This window comes from Amycolatopsis sp. DSM 110486 (assembly GCF_019468465.1).
Classification (GTDB): Bacteria; Actinomycetota; Actinomycetes; order Mycobacteriales; family Pseudonocardiaceae; genus Amycolatopsis.
In genome coordinates this window covers 94,202-111,310 of the sequence record NZ_CP080519.1, presented here as the reverse complement: position 1 = coordinate 111,310, position 17,109 = coordinate 94,202, and the positions used below count along the sequence as shown (strand labels likewise).

Below are 17,109 nucleotides of genomic sequence, written 5' to 3'. Positions count from 1 at the left end.
GGCTCAAAGGCGATGTCGCCCGCCCCGGCGGAGCCGGGGCAGACAACACAGCGTGAAGGTGAAGTCGCCGGAGAGCTTGCCGCTCAGGCGGGCCGCCGAAACGAGTTTCCCTTCGGCGAGCAGCCTTTCGACCTCGGCGCGCGAAAGTGCGCAGCCGTCGGCGATCAAGCGCACCGGCCGGACTGGAATCCGGGCGGCGAAGCGGACCGAAACGTCGATCACCTCACGGTCGAGGTGATCCGATCCGCCGGTGTCGAGGCGCCAGGCGCCGGCCCAGTCGAGGGCGACGTGGTTGCGGTGCAGCACGACCGGGTCCTGGAGCAGCTCGGCGGCGAGGCCGAGATCGTTGGTGTGCAACCGTTCCATCAGTTCGGGACGGACGGAGCGCACGTTGACCCGCTCCAGGACCGATAGTTTCGCCGTGTCTCCGCACGAGGAGCAGAGCACGAGGAGCCAGGCGTCGAGGAGCTTGTGGTTTGCGTTGACGCGGAATTTGCCACTGGCGCGGAAACGGTCGTGACCGCAGGCCGTGCAGCGACGGAGCAGGACGGGAAAACGGGTGGGTTCGACCACCCAATGGGTGAGCACAGAAGTACACTGGTTTCTGTGAGAAGTCCGCAGCAAAAGTCAGCGCGGCGCACAGGCGCGACGCGCGACGAATCAGCTCTCGGGAGGTCTCACAGCGTGTACAACGGCACGCCCTTTCCTGGGCAACGTGGTTCGACAGCACGGTAATGGCGCACGGCGGCATCGCTCCACCGGTTTTCGCGTGCGGGGGAAGACGACGCCGGGCTAGGGTGGGCCGATGGGGTCAGTCAGGCAGGTCCAGATCACCTTCGACTGCGCGTCGCCGGAGCGCGTCGCGCGGTTCTGGTGCGAGGTGCTCGGCTACGTCGTCCCGCCGCCGCCGGACGGGTTCGCGACCTGGGACGAGTTCACCCGCTCTCTGCCGCCGGAGAAACAGGACGCGGGGTTCGTGTGCGGTGATCCCACCGGCGCCGGCCCGCGGATGTACTTCCAGCGCGTGCCCGAAGGCAAGGTCGTCAAGAACCGGGTGCACCTCGACGTGCGGGTCGGCACCGGGCTCGTGGGTGCGGAGCGTGTCGCCGTCCTCGAAGCCGAATGCGCCCGCCTGGTCGCGCTCGGCGCGGTTCGCCAGCAGTTGCTGGTCGCCGACGAGGAGAACGAGTCGTGCCTGGTGATGCAGGACGTCGAGGGCAACGAGTTCTGCCTCGACTGAGGCGGTGCTAGGCCCGGCGGCCGCGCCGCGACAGGTCCGCACCGCTGCGGCCCAGGTCGGCTTCGATCGAGGCGGCCGCCTCGAAAGCTTTGTCCAGCAACAGCTTCTCGTGTGTCTCGTCGATCTGCGCGAGCGGCACCGAGATGTGGATGGCGGCCGTGATCTCGCCGTACGCGTCGCGGATCGGGAACCCGTAGCCGACGACGCCGGGGATGGCTTCCTCGCGGCTCACGGAGTAGCCGGCGCGCCGGATCGTCTCCAGCTCGCGCTCGAGATCGGCCTCTTCGGTGAGCGTGTGCTCGGTCAGCCGCGGCCGCGGTTCGCCCATCAGCCGCCGGTGCAGCGGCGGGTGGAACGCGGCGAACAGCTTGCCGACGGCCGTGGCGTGCAGGAACAGCGACTGGCCCAGCCGGATGTCGACCGCGATCGGGCGCGTGCCGGGGAACCGGTCGATGTAGGACACCCGCGTGCCGAGGCGCACCGCGAGGTAGACGTCCTCGCCGGTCGCGCGGGTCAGCTCCTGCAGGGGGCGGCGGGCGACGTCACGCACCTCCAGGCCGTCGACGATGCGGATGCCCAGGCGCACCGCGCGCGAGCCGAGCGAGTAGCGCAGGTCGTCGGAGACCACGATGACGTCGGTGGCGGCCATCCGCTGCAACAGGTTGTGGGCGCTGCTCGCCGGCATCCCGAGCCGTTTCACGATCTCGGTGAGCGTCATGCCCTCCGGGTGCCCGACGAGCAGCTCGAGCGTGTCGAACACCCGCGAGAACCGTTCCGCTCCTGTGTCGGCTGCCACGCACCCCTGCCTTTCGTCGCTGGTCATCCGCCAAAAAGCCTAGCCGATCCCCGGCCGTCGCCGGTGGCAAGACGGCCGGGGTGATCAGTGCCGGCGGGTCCCGCCGGCGAGGAAATCCGCGTCGTCCAGCGCCAGGGTCAGGGCCAGGAGCGCCCCGAGGTAGCTGTACTGGCGCAGGCCCATGACCAGGCCGGTCGCGGTGTAGGTGAACCGCGACTGCTGCACGAGCTGCGGCGGCGTCACCTCGGCGAAGTGCCGGGCGGTGTTGGCGAAATGGCATTCGACGACGGGTTTGGTCGTGTCGTCGAGGGCGTGGCGCGTGGCTTCGCCGTAGGTGGTGAGGTCGGCGGGGTTGATGACGTAGCCGTCGATCTCGCGCGCGGTGCGGTGGATGAAGTCGAGGATCTCGCCCTCGTGGTTGGAGGCGAACGGGACGACGGACACGCCGAGCTCACCGGCCATCTCGGCCACGAGCTTTTGGAGGTCGGCCAGGGACTTGATCGGGCCGTAGATGGTCTCGGAGCGGTGGCCGAGGTTGGGCATGTTCGGGCCGTCGATCACGCCGATGCGCCACGGTGTCGGGTCCGGTCCGCGGAAGCGCGAGAGGGACATGTCAGGACTCCTGCGGGGTGATCAGGTTGAGCGGCAACGGGGTGTGGCGCGCTGCCGGGCTGCCGTCGCGGCCCCGGGCGCGCAGCTGGGCGACGGTGTCCGGATCGCCCGTGGCGTCGGTGGGGCCGAGCGGCAGGTCGTGCTCGTGGGCCAGCGCGATCAGTTCCGCGACGGTGCACTGCGCGAACGCGGTTTCCAGCCGCGCGCGGATCTCCGCCGCGTGGCCGCGCCGCTCGGCGTAGGTGGCCAGGGCCGGGTCGGCGGGCCAGCCCAGCGCCGTGCACAGGCGGAGCCACATGTGGTCTTCGAGCAGCGCGAGGGCGACGAAGCCGTCCGTGGCCCCGACGACGCCGTAGGTCGCCTCCGGCTCCGTGACGGCGAGGGGTTTGACCGAGCTCCAGCCCGTCGCGACGTCGAGCATCGCCAGGTCGAGGAAGGTGCCGCCGCCCGCGTGCCACGCCGCGGTGATCGCGAGTGCGGCCGTGGTGGCGGTGCCGAGGTCGACCCACGGCACGCCGATGCGGTCGGACTCTCCCGCATCGCCGAGGATTCCGGCCATGGCCTGCAGCGACAGGTCGTGCGTGGGATGGCCCGCCAGCGGTCCGGTCTGGCCCATTCCGCTGATCGAGCAATAGACGACGTCCGGGCGCACCTCGCGCACGGCCTTCTCGTCGCAGCCGAGGCGGGCGGTGACGCCGGGGCGGAAGCCCTCGACGAACACCGCGCACCCGGCTGCCAGCTCCAGCAGTCGCTCGCGGTCGGCGGGCGACTTCAAATCGAGGAAAACGCTGCGCTTGCCGGCGTTGACGCGCTCGAACATCGGCGGGTCGAAGCGGCGGGCCGGGTCGCCGGCGGGCGGCTCGACCTTGAGGACGTCGGCGCCGAGTGACGCGAGCAGGAAGGTCGCGTATGGTCCCGGCAGCTGCTGGCTCAGGTCGAGCACGGTCATGCCGTGCAGCGGGGCGGTCACGGCCGGACCACTGCCCGGCCGACGAACGCGCCGGAGTCGACGGCGGCGTGGGCGGCGGCGACGTCGTCGAGGGGCCAGACCCGCGGCGGCACGGGGGTCACCTTGCCGCTGGAGACGAGGTCGACGACGTCGAGCAGCTCCCGGCGGTTCGCGTGGGCCGAGCCGACGATTTCGAGCTCCTTGAGGATCATGAGTCCCAAGTGGACTTCGACGGCGCCGGGGTCGGTGTTGCCGACGACGGCCAGCCTTCCGTGCGGCGCCAAGGCTTTCAGCGACAGCGTGAAGGTCGGGGTGCCGGTGGTCTCGATCGCGACGTCGACTCCGCGCGGGCGGCCAAGGTCCGCGGCGGCCGCGCGCACGGCCGGTGCGCCTTCCGCGACGGTCACCACGGCTTGGGCGCCCGAGTCCAGTAGCGCTTGCCTTTTGATGTCACTGCTCGTCAGGGCGATCACGGTGGCGCCGAGTGCGGCGGCGATCCGTACCGTGTGGACACCGACGCCGCCGCTCGCGCCGGTCACGAGCACGACGTCGCCTGCCGCGGCCCGGGTGCGGCGCAGCGCATGCAGTCCGGTGCCCAGCGCACAGGAAAGGATCGCGCCTGAGGCGTCGTCGATGGTGTCGGGAAGGGCGACCGCGTTGACCGGCCCGGCGAGGACGTACTCGGCGTAACCGCCGGGCAGGTCCTCGCCGTAGAAGCCCGGGCCGCTGCGGCAGGTGTTGGTGTGCCCGGCCACGCACTCGGCGCACGTGCCGCACGGGAACCGCTGCACGAGCGCGACCCGGCGGCCCAGCCACGAAGTGTTGCCGGCGGGACCGACGGCCTCGACGCGTCCGGCGATCTCGTGCCCGAGCACCTGGCCGGGTTTGGCGGCCAGCAAACCCTTGCGCGCCAGCACGTCGTGGCCGCAGATCCCGCACGCGGCCACCCGCACGAGCAGCTGGTCGGCCGTGGGTTCGGGGACCGGGCGGTCGTGCACCTCGAAGCGGTCCGGCGCCGTCAGCACCGCGGCTCGCATCACGGCGACACGACCTCGGTCACCTTGCCCGCGATCGTCGGGGCGGGGCCGGACTTGGTCGCGTCGACGTCGAGCGTGAGGTCGCGCCCGGCCGTCTCCGGCAGCCAGAACAGCAGGATCAGCCCGCAGATCAGTGCGACGCCGACCAGCAGGATGCCCGGTGCGTAGCTCAGCCCGGTCGACACCACCAGCGCCGCGGCGACCAGCGGCGCGAAGCCCGACGGCGCGCCGACGCCGAGGTTGAAGCCGAGCGCCCCGCTGGTGAGCCGCGTCGAGGCCGGGAACATCTCGATGAGCACCAGCGAGGTGTTGGCGTTGATCGGTGCCTGGAAGATCGCGAACACGATCAGCGCGACGATCACGACCGGCGTCGACCCGGTCCCGAGCGCCATGAACACCGGGATGCCGAACACGACGTGGCCGAGGCAGCCGAACAGCAGCGTGCGGCGCCGGCCCAGCCGGTCGGACAGCCGGCCCGCGAGCGGGCACAGCGCGCAGTAGATGGCGAGCCCGATCGAGGTCAGCACGGTCGCGCGGGTGCCGCCGACGTGCGCGGTCGCGGTCAGGTAGTTCACGACGTAGGTGCCGAGGAAGTACAGGCCCACCCCGCAGATCCAGGAGAACCCGAAGGTCACGAAGATCGCCTTCGCCTGGTCGCGGCGCAGCGCGTCCTTCAGCCGGGCCCGCGGCGCGTCGCTCTTCGCGAGCTCTTCGAAGATCGGTGTGTCCTCCAGCCGCTGGCGGACGTAGAGGCCGACGGCGGCCAGCGGCGCCGCGACGAAGAACGGCACGCGCCAGCCCCAGCTGTCGAGGGCCGCGGCGCTGAGGGAGAGCTGGAAGGCGAGCGACAGCAGGGCGCCGAAGATGAGCCCCAGCGCCGCCGCCATGGACGGGAAGCTGCCGGGGATCCCGCGCCGGTCGGCCGGCGCCGTCTCGATCAGGTAGGCCGAGCTCGCACCCCACTCGCCGCCCACGGCCAGCCCCTGCAGGCACCGCAGCAACACCAGCAGCACCGGCGCCGCGATCCCGATCGTCGCGTACGACGGCAGCACCCCGATCAACGTCGTCGCGACGCCCATCAGCGCCACACTCGCCGACAACGACACCTTCCGTCCGGCCCGGTCCCCGATGAGCCCGAACACGACGCCACCCAGCGGCCGCACCGCGAACGCCACCCCGAACACCGCCAGGGACTTCAGCAGCCCCACCGCGCTGGACCCGCCGGGGAAGAACTCGTGCCCGATGGCCACGGCGAGAAACCCGTACACGCCGAAGTCGAAGTACTCCAGGAAGTTCCCGATGATGCACGCGACGGCGACCCGCCGTCTGCCCATCGCCGTGGTGGCCCTCATCGTTGTCGCCATTGACCCCGAGTCCCTTCGATTCGAAATACCGAAAGATCTTTCTTAAACTCGAATGAGGCGACGGTACTTCGTCGGGGGCTTCGCCACAAGGCTCAGGTCGAGGTTGGAGCGCGCCGCCGGTGCGGAGGGTGGTGCCGCGCGACACGGCGGAGCAGCGCGTTCGGAGCCGGTGAAGGAGACGCCCTGGGACCGGGGTCGCCGATGATCGGCTCGGCCTGGGTGCGGGTTGCGATGCGGAAGCGGGCCTGCGATGGCGTAGTACTCGAAGATCTCGCGAGAGGATTCGGCCTCCTCCAAGCCTTCCGCGTCGCTCCTCAGCGGCGGAAGAAAGCGAGGTAGACCCGGCGGCACACCAGCAACACGACCAGGCCGAGCACCAGCGAACCGGCGCCGATCACGAACGTGCCGCCGACGTCGACGCCGTCGAGTCCGCGTGGCTGCTCACCCTCAACGCCGCCCGCCGCATCGATGCCGGCGAACCCGCCACGAAAAACGGGGCCATAGCGAAACTCCAGGCGTCGGAGACCGCGATGTTCTACACCTGGGCGCCGTGCAAGCCCTCGGCGGCTGGGGCTACTCGCGCGAGTTCCCCGTCGAGCAGTGGATGCGCGACGCGAAGCTCGAAGAAGACACGTCGGACACCATGCGGCTGGTGATCTCGCGCCGGCTGTGAGCGGTGGCCGGACCGGACCCGCGGGGGTCGAGGTCCGGCCGGTTGCTCAGACCCGTCCTTGCTTCTTGCCCCAGAAGTACTCGTTGGCCAGGTTCTTCTTGATCTCGTCGGAGAGTCCCTCGTAGCGCCGGTCGGTTTTCAGGACGTTCTCGATGTCGTTGACCGCATTCTGGGTTTGCGCCTTCTTCGGGTGATCGACGCCCAGTCACCCGACTCGATGGCCGTCGACAAGTCATTCGCGGATTCCAGCAGCGAAATACCCGAATACGCCTTAGTCGAGTCTTGCCGTCCTCTTGCTCCCGAGCTGCGGCGTTGCCTGATAGTCCCGTGTGGCCGGACCAAGCGTGCACATCGTCCGGAAAAGACCCTGCCGGGTGAACCGTTCCGGGCTGAAAGGTCAGCTCGCGGGGACCAGCTCACCCTGCTCGTCGGCCGCGGCCTCGCGGGCGTAGCGGCGGGCCATCGCGGCGCACACGATCAGCTGGATCTGGTGGAACAGCATCAGCGGCAGCACGATCAGGCCCACCTGTCCGTGGCCGAAGAGCACGGTGGCCATCGGCAGGCCGCTGGCCAAGCTCTTCTTGGAGCCGCAGAACACGATCGTGATGCGGTCGGCGCGGTCGAAGCCGAGCAGCCGCGCGCCGACGCTCGTAGTGGTGAGCACGGCGGCGAGCAGCACCACGCACACGCCCAGCAGCACGAACAGCGGGCCGATGTCGAGCTTGTGCCAGATGCCTTCGGTCATGCCCTCGCTGAAGGCGGTGTAGACGACGAGCAGGATCGAGCCGCGGTCCACGAGCTTCAGTGGCGCCGAGTGGCGGCTGACCCAGCCGCCGATCCAGCGGCGTGCGAGCTGGCCGGCGACGAACGGCACGAGCAGCTGCAGCACGATGTCCAGGATCGCCTGACCGCTCACGCCCGGGCCGTCGGTCGCGAGCAGCAGCGCGACGAGCAGCGGCGTCAGCACGATGCCGAGCAGGTTCGACACCGACGCGCTGCAGATGGCGGCCGCGACGTTGCCCTTGGCGATCGACGTGAACGCGATCGACGACTGCACCGTGGACGGCAGCAGGCACAGGAACAGCACGCCGGTGTAGAGCGGCGACGTGAGCAGCCCGGGGGAGAGGAACGACGCGGCGAGGCCCAGCAAGGGGAACAGCACGAATGTGGCGGACAGCACAGTGACGTGCAGGCGCCAGTGCTTCAGGCCGTCGATGGCTTCCTTGCTCGAAAGCCTTGCGCCGTAGAGGAAGAACAGCAGTCCCACCGCGATGTTCGCCGCGATCCCGAAGCCGGTGGCGGTGCCGCCGGAGGCAGGCAGGAGCGACGCGACGCCCACCGTCAGCAGGATGGCGGCGATGAACGGGTCGATCCGCAGCTTGGCCAGCAGCGCGGAAACGGGGCGGGTCAACGGGGCGAACACGGTCGTCATGGAACTCCTTTCCCACCCGATTCTCCGGTGCGGCACGGTCATTCGGAACCCCGATCACCGTACTCACTGTCATTGTGGGCGCCGATAAGATGTGACGCATGCTGGATTCCCGCCTGTGCCGCTCCTTCCTCGCGGTGGCCGAAACCCGCAGCTTTACCGCCGCGGCCCGGCGGCTGGGTGTGGGCCAGCCCACAGTCAGCCAGCACATCCGGCGCCTCGAAAGGGAAGCCGGCGGGCTGCTGTTCCAACGCGACACCCACGCGGTCGACCTCACCGCGCGCGGGCAGGCGATGCTGGGCTTCGCCCAGACCATTGTGGACACGGAAGAACGTGCCGCGCGTCACTTCCGCGGGACCCAGGTGCGGGGGCGCGTCCGCTTCGGAGTGTCCGAGGACTTCGTGCTCGAAGAGGTGCCCGAGATCCTGCGCCGGCTGCGGCGCAGCCACCCGCTCGTCGACGTGGAGCTCCACGTCGAACTGTCTGATGTGCTCGCCCGCCGCCTCGCCGAGGGCCGCCTCGACCTGGTGCTCGGAAAACGCCGCCCCGGCGCCCCCGGCCCCGCCCGCGTCCTGCGGCGCGAACCCCTGGTGTGGATCGGCTCGACGGCCACCGTGCTGGAGGCCGGTCAGCCCGTGCCGCTCGTGCAGTACCCCATGCCGTCGGTCACGCGTCAGCTCGCCGTCGAGGCGCTCGAACGCGCGGGCCTCGAATGGCGCGCCGCGTGCCTCACCTCCAGCCTCACCGGCCTGCGCGCCGCGGCGGCCGCCGGGCTCGGCATCACGGTCCACGCCCGCAGCCTCGTCCCGGACGGCCTCCTCGAGCTCCCGGCCCACCTCGGCCTGCCCGACCCGGGCGACGTGGAGTTCATGCTCCTGCTGCGCGACGCGACCGAAGGCCCGGCGGCGGCACTGGCGGATTTCGTGGTGGCGAAGCTCGGACAGGAGTGATCGATTCGGCCGAACGGGCCTGATGATCGATCCCGCCGCGTTCTAGATTTCGGAAGCTGTCTTTCACGCTCGCCGGGCGGATGAGCGGTGTCGGGGGCCGACCACACGTCGGGGCACCGGATCAAGGGGAGAACTTCCATGTCAACGGGCTCCAGAGCCCGGTGGGCTCGCGCTGCCTGCGTGCTGACCGCACTGCTCGCTTTCCTCGGCCTGGCGGCCACCACCCCCGCCTCTGCCGCCACCGGCTCGGACTTGCGCGTGAGCGTCGAGTTCCCGGCGGGACCGCTCGTGCTGGGGGACCGGTTCAAGGTCACTGTCGAGGTCACCAATGTGGGTGACGCACCCGCCGTCGGGGCCCGCGGCGACATGGGTGGTGTCAGCGGAACGGACGTCGGCCTCACCTTGTCGCAGTGGGGCGACCTCGACCCGACGCTGCCCGAGGGCGCCACGATCGCGCCCGGGGACAGCCGGCACCTCACGTTCGACGCGATGTTCTTCGACTGGAACGGTCCTCCGGTCTACCGGATCGGCGTGCGCAACGACGCCGACGCGAACCAGGACGACAACTCCGTGACGACCGCGGTGGACGTGATCTCCCCGGACGTCAAGGAGGACGTCGGCGGCCAGGTGTTCGCCGACGCCGACGGCGACGGGCATCCGGGCGCCGGCGACGCCCTGGCCGGAGTGAAGGTGTCGCTGCGTGACACCGATCGCTTCGACTTGGTCTTCAGCGCCACCACCGGTCCCGACGGCACGTTCCGGATACCCGCCGTGCCGGCTCACGTGTACCGGCTGGATTTCGCGGGCGTGCCGGGCGGATGGGTGCTCCCGGCGCACGACGTGCGAGTTGACGGCAGCGGGTCGAGTTCCGCACTGATGCTCGCCGGTGCCCGGCCGCTCGCCGAATCGCTGGACCTGCGGATCGCCTTCGACAAGCCGAGCTACCACATCGGCGACCAGGCGAAGGCGACCGTGACCGTGCACAACGGCGGGCAGTACGCGGCCGCCGGTCTCCTGATCGACTGCGACCCGTTCGGGGGCTCCAACGACGTGCCGATCCCGGACTCCGAGTGGGGTGATTTCTCCTTCGGGAGCCCGGGGGCGAGCGTCGCACCCGGTGAGACCAAGACGATCGCGGTCAGCGGAACGGTGCCGGAGGAAGCCTCGTACTACGGGCTCACCAGCCTGTCCTGCTACCTCTACACACTCGCCGGCGGGCAAACGCCGACTGTCGGGGCCGAGAGCTCGGTGCCCGCCCGCAGCACCGACTGGCCGGGGATCGCGTACTTCGACCGCAACCACAACGGTTATCGCGACACCGGTGAGGAGGTCGGGCACGTCCAGATCGCTCTGACCCGTCCGGGAACCACCCAGCTGCGACTCGCGTCGACCGACGCTTCCGGCGGGGTCACGTTCGCGGCGCTGCCGGCCGGGAAGTACCGGGTCTCGGCGCTCGGGGCCTGGAAGATCGCGCCCGACTTCGGCGAGACCTGGGTGGTCGTGCCGCCGTACGGGCTCGGCACGTGGGAGTTCCAGGTCGTCCCCAAGTAGTTCACCGCTGGGGCGGGCAGGTCACCCCTGCCCGCCGTTCAGCAGGTTCCGCAGCCGCAGCAACGCGCGGTGCTGCGACACCCGCACCGCGCCCGGCGAAGCGCCCACTGCTTCCGCCGTCTCCTCCGCCGTGAGGCCGACCACCACGCGCAGCAGGACGATCTCCCGCTGGCGGTCCGGCAGGACGTCCAGCAGGCGCGCCAGGCGGGTGGTGAGCTCGGTGCGCAGGGCGAGTTGCTCGGGGCCGTCCGCGGTGTCGGTGCGGTCGGGGAGGTCGGCGACCGGGTCGGTGCGGTTGCGGGCGACCGCGCGGTGGGCGTCGGCGACCTTGTGTTGCGCGATGCCGTACACGAAGGCCAGGAATGGGCGGCCCTGGTCGCGGTACGTCGGCAGGGCGGCGAGCAGCGCGACGCACACCTCCTGGGCCACGTCGTCGGCGGAGGCGTAGGCGCGGTCGGATCCGCCGAGACGGCCGCGGCAGTAGCGGACGACCAGGGGGCGGACGGCCTCCAACAGCCGAGCGGCCGCGAGGCGGTCGCCGGCCGTGGCGGCGGCGACGGGGCCGTCGAGGTGGTGCCAGTGGTCGGGGAAGCGCGCCGCGGTGCGGGATTTCACGTGCCGGAGCGTCGCTTCCACATCGAGGCCCCGGCGAAGGGCTCCGGTCAGCGTCGCGTCGGCTTCCAGTAGCAGGGTCACGAGGGCGTCCTCCCCATCCGGCAAGACAGACAAATCCGGCACGCCAGGCAAGGGCGACACCCGGCGGTTGAGTCGTTCCCGTGCGTGGCGCAGGTTCGAGCGCACCGTGCTGGCCGGCATCCCGAGGGCGGTCCCGATGGCGGCCGGGGCGAAGCCGTCGAGCGACCACGCCAGCACGGTGCGCTGCGTGTCCGGCAGCGTCGCGAGCAGCTCCACCCCCAGGGCGTTCCGCTCGACGAGCGCGGTCAGACCGTCGTCCGCCGGGACCTGCTCCCCGGCGAACACCCGCACGCCCAGGCGCACCCGCGCGCGCGGATCGTCCGGCGGCGGCCACACCTGCGCCTCCTGCAGCAGCGCGTCGGCGGCGGCCTCGCGCGCCGCCGCCGGGTCCAGGCCCAGCTTGCAGCCGAAGGCCACCAGAGGCGGGAACTCGGCGCGGAAGAACCCGTCGAATTCGTCCACGCCCACCCCCGCCCTGTCCGCTCTGCTGTAGGAACAGGTGCGGTGAGGGCGGCGCCAGGTGTAACGATTCGATGTCGGCACCACGTGTGACGACGCGTTCGCGCGGGTACCTCTCCTGGCACAACAGAAGATCAGTGTGAGCTGGGCCCGTAACTCTTAGGAACAACCGCCATCGGTGGTAAGTTGAAACTTCGGTCGTCCGCGGGCCGCTGTCCTTACCTGGGGCACAGTGGTCTTGCGGGGTCGACCGAAAGCCCACCGAGCGTCACCCGAGCTGTACAGCTCCCTGGAGTTGTGCTGCGCCGTGCGCCCGGAGAAGTCGGTTGACCGAGAAAAGACAATGTTCGACAGGAGGTGAAACGCAACAATGGAACTCACGAGCACCGGCTGGCTGTCCCGCGCAGCCTGCCAGGACGAGGATCCGGAACTGTTCTTCCCGATTTCGGACGTCGGCCCCGGAGCCCGTCAGGTCGACGAGGCCAAGGCGGTCTGCGCGCGCTGCCCGGTTCGCGAAGCGTGCCTTTCCTACGCCCTGGACAACGGGCTGGACAACGGCATCTTCGGGGGAACCACCGAGCTGGAGCGCCGCAAGCTGGTTCGCACCCGCTCCGCCGCCGAACGGCATCAAGCCGCCTGACCGCGTGCCGGTGACCATTCCCGGAGGCGAAGGCGAGACTTTCCCGGAAATCCCCACGGGGACCGGCTTGTGCCCGGGTGGGTGACCTGATCGAGGTCACCCACCCGGGCTCTTTTTTGCCCGGCGCGGCTCATTCCGAGAGCGTCTCCGGTAATCCGTACGGCGCAAACGACGCCGTTTCGAACGCCGCCACCGCCGTGACCAATCCGTGCTCCACCGTGAGCACGCTGATGCCGAACCGGCGGAACCCACTCTCCCCGGGCCGTCGTACCCAGGTGGCCACGGCGGGCTGCCGATTCGCACGCACCGCGACCATCCGGAACCAGCCCGTGAAATACGGTGACTCCGCGTCCATGCTCGTGCGCAGGGCGGCGATGATCCGCTCGCGGCTGTCGAACCAGAGCGAGTACGGCGGCATCACGGCCCGCGCGTCCTCGCGCAGCAATTCCGCGACCGCGTTCGGATCGCCCGCTTCGTACGCGGCGATGAACCGGCGCAGCAACTCGGCTTCCTCCGCCGTGGTCGCGCCGGCGGAAGCCCAGTCGGCACGCCGCGCGGGCAAGTGCGTACGCAGGGTTTCGCGAGCGCGCTGCAACGCGCTGTTGGCCGACGCCACCGACGTCTCCAGCACCGCCGCCGTGTCCTTCGCGGACCAGTCCAGGACGTCGCGCAGGACCAGCGCCGCGCGTTGCCGGGGCGGCAGGTGCTGGATGGCGGCGAGGAACGCGAGCTCGATCGTCTCGCGCTCGACCACCGCGGCGCCGGTGTCGTCCGGGGCCGCGGTGTCGATCAAGGCGGCGTCGAGCAGTGCGTCGGGGATCGGGCCGAGCCACGGCACGTCGAGCGCGGCAGGCGTGCCGGCCGGGTCGGCGGCCGCGCCCAGCTCGTCCGGCAGGACGCGGCGGGGCCGGCGGGCCAGGGCGTCGAGGCACACGTTGGTGGCGATGCGGTACAGCCACGTCCGCACGCTCGCCCGGCCCTCGAACCCGCCCCGGCCCTTCCACGCCCGCAGGTACGCCTCCTGCGTGAGGTCCTCGGCTTCCTCGAACGAACCGCTCATCCGGTAGCAGTGCACCCGGATCTCCCGGCGGTGCCGTTCGAGGAGCGTGCCGAAGTCGTCGTCCACGCGGAGAACCGTAGCTCAGGCGGCTTCCTCCGCGAGCCGCTCGAGACCGCTCTGGGTCTTCAGCGGCAGGTGCTTGAGGAACGCCACCGCCACCACCACGAGCAGCGCGATCGGCGCGGCGATGAGGAACAGGTCGCTCGTCGCGGTGCCGTAGGCCTCGCGGATCACGTTCGCGATCGGCGCGGGCAGGTCGGCCAGGTTCGGCACCTTCTCGCTGCTGCCGCTGCTCATCCCCGGCATCGGGCCGAGGACCTCGGTGATCAGCGTCGTGACCCGGCTGGCCAGCACCGCACCCAGCGCGCTCACCCCGATCGAGCCGCCGAGGCTGCGGAAGAACGACAGCGTGGAGGTCGCCGCGCCGAGGTCGTGGGCGGGCACGTCGTTCTGCGTCACCAGCACCAGGTTCTGCATGAGCATGCCGACCCCGACGCCCAGCACGAGCATGAACAGGCTCAGTTCCAGCACGCTGGTGTGGGCGTCGACGAGCCCGAGCAGCCCGAGGCCGGCGGTCAGCAGCACGGCACCCAGGACCAGGTGGCCCTTCCACCGCCCGGTGCGGCTGATCAGCTGGCCCGACACGGTCGAGGACACCAGCAGCCCGAAGATCATCGGCAGGCTCATCAGGCCGGCGACCGTCGGCGACTTGCCGAGCGAGAGCTGGAAGTACTGCGACAGGAACACCGTGCCGCCGAACATCGCGACACCCACGAAGAAGCTCGCGATCGTGGTCAGCGAAACCGTGCGGTTGCGGAACAGGCGCAGCGGGATGATCGGCTCGCGCACCTTCGTCTCCACGAACACCGCGACCGCCAGCACCACGACGCCGACCGGCACGAGCACGCCCGTCTGCCAGGAGCCCCACGCGAACGACGAGCCGGCAAGCGACGACCACACGAGCAAAGTGGACACCCCGAGCATGATCAGGAACGCCCCGAGCCAGTCCACGTGCGCCTCGCGCCGGATCGTCGGCAGCTTGAGGGTGCGCTGCAGCAGCAGGATCGCGGCGAGCGCGAACGGCACGCCGAGGAAGAAGCACCAGCGCCAGCCGAGCCACGAGGTGTCCACGAGCACGCCGCCGATCAGCGGCCCGGCCACGGTGCCCACGGCGAAGACGGCGCCGAAGATGCCGGAGAACTTGCCGAGCTCACGCGGAGACACGATCGCCGCCATGATCACCTGCGCCAGCGCCGTGAGGCCACCACCGCCGATGCCCTGCGCGATGCGGCTCACGATGAGCAGCTCGATGTTCGGCGCGAAGCCGGCCACCAGCGAGCCCACCACGAACAGCCCGAGCGACAGCTGGATCAGCAGCTTCTTGTTGTAGAGGTCGGAAAGCTTGCCCCACAGCGGAACCGTCGCCGTCATCGCGAGCAGCTCGGTGGTCACCACCCAGGTGTAGGAAGACTGCGAGCCGCCCAGCTCGGACACGATCCGCGGCAGCGCGTTGGCCACCACGGTGGAGGCGAGGATGGCGACGAAGATGCCCATCATCAGCCCCGACATCGCCTGCAGCACCTGCTGCCGGCTCATCGCGCCCGAGGCGGCGGGCGCCTCGGTTTCGGACACGGTCATGGAGATCCCCTCGGATAGTGCTCGGGTGGGTGGGGTGGGACTTCGGCTCGGCCCGGTTCGGTCCGAGCGCGGGTTCGGTGGAAACGGCGGAGTGCGGTTCAGCGCGGGTCGGGTCGGTCGGGGTTCAGGCCGGCTGGGTCGCTGGGCGCGCGGGTGGTGAAGCGCGGGCGGCGGTGTCGGGTGTGGCGCGGTTGGGCGTGCGGTGTAGCGGGGTCGTGAGGCGCGGTGCGCGGTGTCGGGTGTGGCGTGCGAAGTGGTGGTGCGGGCGTGTGGTGGCATGCGGTGCGGTGCGGTGCGGTGCGGTGCGGTGCGGTGCGGTGCAGCGGGAGCGGAGAGCAAGTGGTGTGGCGGGCGCTTCCGGTCGCGGTCGTGGCGGTTCAGCGCGGATCGGCGAGCCCGGCGGCCAGCGCGGCCACCGCCTCGTCGACGAGGTCGAGCAGCGGGCGCGAACCCCCGAGGTCGCGCCAGAGCATGAGCGAGGCGTTGATCGCGGCGCCGACGGCGGAGAACAGCAGCGACGGGAAGAGGTCCTTCGCCGGGTCCGTGCCGCTGCGCCGGGCGACTGCGGCGATCGCAGGCTCGACGACGTCGGTGCTCAGGGACAGGGCCCGCAGCGTCAGGCCCGGGTTCTCCTTGATGATCCGGATCCGCGTGAGCCACTCGTCGCGGTTCTCGTCGATCTCCGCGAGGTCTTCGCGCGCGGCGGCGACCACTGCCTCGAGCGTGCTCAGCTCCGGCGGCAGCTCGGCGAGCCGGTCGATGAGGCGCCGGCTGCGCTCGGCCCGGTCGGCGTGCGCGATCACCACGGCGTCCTCTTTGGACGCGAAGTAGTTGAAGAAGGTACGCGCGGAAACCCCCGCCTCCGCCGCGATGTCCTCCACCGTCACATGGTCCAGACCGCGTTCGCCGACGAGCCGCACGGCGACGGTCGAGAGCGTGCGGTGGGTTTCGAGCTTCTTGCGCTCGCGCAGGCCGGGGGAGGACACGCCGACGAGCGTAGCGCGAAACTTTCACAATCTGCAAAGTTGCAGTTTGTGAAACAGGCCACCTCGAGCAGGCCCTGAGCGGGGCTGGCAGACTGCCGCGCGTGAGCGGAACGGTGCTGGTGCTGGGCGGACGCAGCGAGATCGGGACGGCGGTCGCGCAGCGGCTGGCCGCGGGCGGGGCGAAGCGGTTCGTGCTGGCCGCGCGACCGCGCGCCGACCTGACGGAGCAGGTCACGACGCTGCGAGCGGCCGGCGCCGAGGTGGTCGAGACCGCGGGGTTCGACGCCGACGACCTGGCCGGGCACCGCCCGTTCCTCGACCGCGTCGTCGCCGAGCACGGTCCGCTGGACGTCGTCGTGCTCGCCTTCGGCATCCTCGGCGACCAGGCCCGCGCGGAGGCCGACGCCGAGCACGCCACGGCGATCGTGCACACAGACTACGTCGCCCAGGTGGCCGTCCTCACCCACACGGCCGAACTGCTGCGCGCGCAAGGCTCGGGCAGCCTCGTGGTGTTCTCCTCCGTCGCGGGCGTCCGCGTGCGGCGCGCCAACTACGTCTACGGCTCGGCCAAGGCCGGGCTCGACGGCTTCGCCTGCGGGCTGGCCGACGCGCTGTACGGCACCGGCGTGCACCTGCTTCTCGTGCGGCCCGGCTTCGTGATCGGCCGGATGACCGAGGGCATGTCGCCGGCGCCGTTCTCCAGCACGCCCGACCAGGTGGCCGACGCGACCGTCGCGGCGCTGCGGCGCCGGCGCGCGGTCGTCTGGGTGCCGGGAGTGCTCCGTCCGGTCTTCGCGGTGATGCGCCTGTTGCCGCGTGCGGTGTGGCGGCGCATGCCGCGCTGAGCGGACTCCTCGTATCCGTCGCGCCACGCGGTGTCGCGGAACCCCGTGGCGTGGCTCACTTTCGGCCCAGCGCAGGTCGGCCGAACGGGCATCATCACATCTTTGCGACAGGATTCTCAGGCTATTCCCAGCTAACGCGGTGATCCTCGAAGAAGGCCCGCTCGGGCTCTTTCGGGGAAGCAAG

Annotated in this window: 17 protein-coding genes and 1 pseudogene; 6 read left to right on the top strand and 12 right to left on the bottom strand. The window is 70.7% G+C overall.

Annotated features, from left to right (window positions below; genetic code table 11):
• Positions 1-3: 3 nt before the first annotated feature.
• Positions 4-573, bottom strand: a complete 570-nt coding sequence (locus K1T34_RS00560; protein ID WP_255638206.1) for a DUF1062 domain-containing protein — start codon at positions 571-573, stop codon at positions 4-6.
• Between the two features lie 232 nt (positions 574-805).
• Between K1T34_RS00560 and K1T34_RS00555 the strand changes: the two genes are divergently transcribed.
• The gene (locus K1T34_RS00555; RefSeq protein WP_220242349.1) at positions 806-1,240 is read left to right on the top strand and encodes a VOC family protein; all 435 of its coding nucleotides are present in this window, start codon (positions 806-808) and stop codon (positions 1,238-1,240) included.
• Positions 1,241-1,247: 7 nt separating this feature from the next.
• Here K1T34_RS00555 and K1T34_RS00550 read toward each other — a convergent pair whose 3' ends face one another.
• The 5 genes from K1T34_RS00550 to K1T34_RS00530 form a co-directional block, all read right to left on the bottom strand.
• Positions 1,248-2,036 carry an IclR family transcriptional regulator gene (locus tag K1T34_RS00550; protein WP_220242348.1) on the bottom strand — a complete coding sequence of 263 codons (789 nt, stop codon included), beginning with the start codon at positions 2,034-2,036 and terminating at the stop codon, positions 1,248-1,250.
• Positions 2,037-2,120: 84 nt separating this feature from the next.
• Positions 2,121-2,648 carry a type II 3-dehydroquinate dehydratase gene (locus K1T34_RS00545; RefSeq protein ID WP_220242347.1) on the bottom strand — a complete coding sequence of 176 codons (528 nt, stop codon included), beginning with the start codon at positions 2,646-2,648 and terminating at the stop codon, positions 2,121-2,123.
• Position 2,649: 1 nt separating this feature from the next.
• Entirely contained in the window at positions 2,650-3,618 is a 969-nt protein-coding gene (locus tag K1T34_RS00540) for a CaiB/BaiF CoA-transferase family protein (RefSeq protein ID WP_220242346.1), read from the bottom strand.
• Entirely contained in the window at positions 3,615-4,634 is a 1,020-nt protein-coding gene (locus tag K1T34_RS00535; RefSeq protein WP_220246912.1) for an alcohol dehydrogenase catalytic domain-containing protein, read from the bottom strand. The genes K1T34_RS00540 and K1T34_RS00535 overlap by 4 nt, the downstream gene beginning before the upstream one ends.
• Positions 4,634-5,986, bottom strand: a complete 1,353-nt coding sequence (locus tag K1T34_RS00530) for an MFS transporter (protein ID WP_220242345.1) — start codon at positions 5,984-5,986, stop codon at positions 4,634-4,636. The genes K1T34_RS00535 and K1T34_RS00530 overlap by 1 nt, the downstream gene beginning before the upstream one ends.
• A 562-nt stretch (positions 5,987-6,548) precedes the next feature.
• Here K1T34_RS00530 and K1T34_RS52985 point away from each other — a divergent pair.
• Positions 6,549-6,671, top strand: coding sequence for an acyl-CoA dehydrogenase family protein (locus K1T34_RS52985; protein ID WP_255638205.1), 123 nt, complete (start codon positions 6,549-6,551; stop codon positions 6,669-6,671).
• Positions 6,672-7,068: 397 nt separating this feature from the next.
• On the opposite strand, the gene K1T34_RS00525 is transcribed toward K1T34_RS52985, so the two are convergent.
• Entirely contained in the window at positions 7,069-8,103 is a 1,035-nt protein-coding gene (locus K1T34_RS00525) for a bile acid:sodium symporter family protein (RefSeq protein ID WP_220242344.1), read from the bottom strand.
• A 98-nt stretch (positions 8,104-8,201) separates the two neighbouring features.
• Here K1T34_RS00525 and K1T34_RS00520 point away from each other — a divergent pair, with 98 nt between their 5' ends.
• The gene (locus K1T34_RS00520; protein WP_220242343.1) at positions 8,202-9,050 is read left to right on the top strand and encodes a LysR substrate-binding domain-containing protein; all 849 of its coding nucleotides are present in this window, start codon (positions 8,202-8,204) and stop codon (positions 9,048-9,050) included.
• A gap of 180 nt (positions 9,051-9,230) precedes the next feature.
• A complete protein-coding gene (locus tag K1T34_RS00515; RefSeq protein ID WP_220242342.1) occupies positions 9,231-10,601 on the top strand; it encodes a carboxypeptidase-like regulatory domain-containing protein in 1,371 nt (456 codons plus the stop codon).
• A gap of 21 nt (positions 10,602-10,622) precedes the next feature.
• Here the strand turns inward: K1T34_RS00515 and shbA are convergent, their stop codons facing one another.
• A complete protein-coding gene (shbA, locus tag K1T34_RS52980) occupies positions 10,623-11,216 on the bottom strand; it encodes an RNA polymerase sigma factor ShbA (protein ID WP_255638870.1) in 594 nt (197 codons plus the stop codon).
• A gap of 162 nt (positions 11,217-11,378) precedes the next feature.
• Positions 11,379-11,513, bottom strand: a pseudogene (locus K1T34_RS52975) (sigma factor-like helix-turn-helix DNA-binding protein); the annotation flags it as partial.
• A gap of 613 nt (positions 11,514-12,126) precedes the next feature.
• On the opposite strand from K1T34_RS52975, the gene K1T34_RS00505 reads away from it, so the two are divergent.
• On the top strand, positions 12,127-12,396 hold the full coding sequence (locus K1T34_RS00505) for a WhiB family transcriptional regulator (protein WP_220242340.1): 270 nt from the start codon (positions 12,127-12,129) through the stop codon (positions 12,394-12,396).
• A 130-nt stretch (positions 12,397-12,526) separates the two neighbouring features.
• Here K1T34_RS00505 and K1T34_RS00500 read toward each other — a convergent pair whose 3' ends face one another.
• From K1T34_RS00500 to K1T34_RS00490, 3 genes are all read right to left on the bottom strand, one after another.
• A complete protein-coding gene (locus K1T34_RS00500) occupies positions 12,527-13,522 on the bottom strand; it encodes an RNA polymerase subunit sigma-70 (RefSeq protein WP_220242339.1) in 996 nt (331 codons plus the stop codon).
• A 15-nt stretch (positions 13,523-13,537) separates the two neighbouring features.
• Positions 13,538-15,094: an MDR family MFS transporter gene (locus tag K1T34_RS00495; protein WP_255638204.1), complete on the bottom strand. Its 1,557-nt coding sequence runs from the start codon at positions 15,092-15,094 to the stop codon at positions 13,538-13,540.
• A 377-nt stretch (positions 15,095-15,471) separates the two neighbouring features.
• Positions 15,472-16,080: a TetR/AcrR family transcriptional regulator gene (locus K1T34_RS00490; RefSeq protein ID WP_220242338.1), complete on the bottom strand. Its 609-nt coding sequence runs from the start codon at positions 16,078-16,080 to the stop codon at positions 15,472-15,474.
• Positions 16,081-16,181: 101 nt separating this feature from the next.
• Between K1T34_RS00490 and K1T34_RS00485 the strand changes: the two genes are divergently transcribed.
• On the top strand, positions 16,182-16,925 hold the full coding sequence (locus K1T34_RS00485) for an SDR family NAD(P)-dependent oxidoreductase (protein ID WP_220242337.1): 744 nt from the start codon (positions 16,182-16,184) through the stop codon (positions 16,923-16,925).
• Positions 16,926-17,109: the final 184 nt, after the last annotated feature.

Bases quoted from the DNA above. Each gene is read 5' to 3' on its own strand.
- K1T34_RS00555 (WP_220242349.1), top strand. From the start codon at position 806: ATGGGGTCAGTCAGGCAGGTCCAGATCACCTTCGACTGCGCGTCGCCG.
- K1T34_RS00545 (WP_220242347.1), bottom strand. From the start codon at position 2,648: ATGTCCCTCTCGCGCTTCCGCGGACCGGACCCGACACCGTGGCGCATC.
- K1T34_RS00535 (WP_220246912.1), bottom strand. From the start codon at position 4,634: ATGCGAGCCGCGGTGCTGACGGCGCCGGACCGCTTCGAGGTGCACGAC.
- K1T34_RS00530 (WP_220242345.1), bottom strand. From the start codon at position 5,986: ATGAGGGCCACCACGGCGATGGGCAGACGGCGGGTCGCCGTCGCGTGC.
- K1T34_RS00525 (WP_220242344.1), bottom strand. From the start codon at position 8,103: ATGACGACCGTGTTCGCCCCGTTGACCCGCCCCGTTTCCGCGCTGCTG.
- K1T34_RS00520 (WP_220242343.1), top strand. From the start codon at position 8,202: ATGCTGGATTCCCGCCTGTGCCGCTCCTTCCTCGCGGTGGCCGAAACC.
- K1T34_RS00505 (WP_220242340.1), top strand. From the start codon at position 12,127: ATGGAACTCACGAGCACCGGCTGGCTGTCCCGCGCAGCCTGCCAGGAC.
- K1T34_RS00495 (WP_255638204.1), bottom strand. From the start codon at position 15,094: ATGACCGTGTCCGAAACCGAGGCGCCCGCCGCCTCGGGCGCGATGAGC.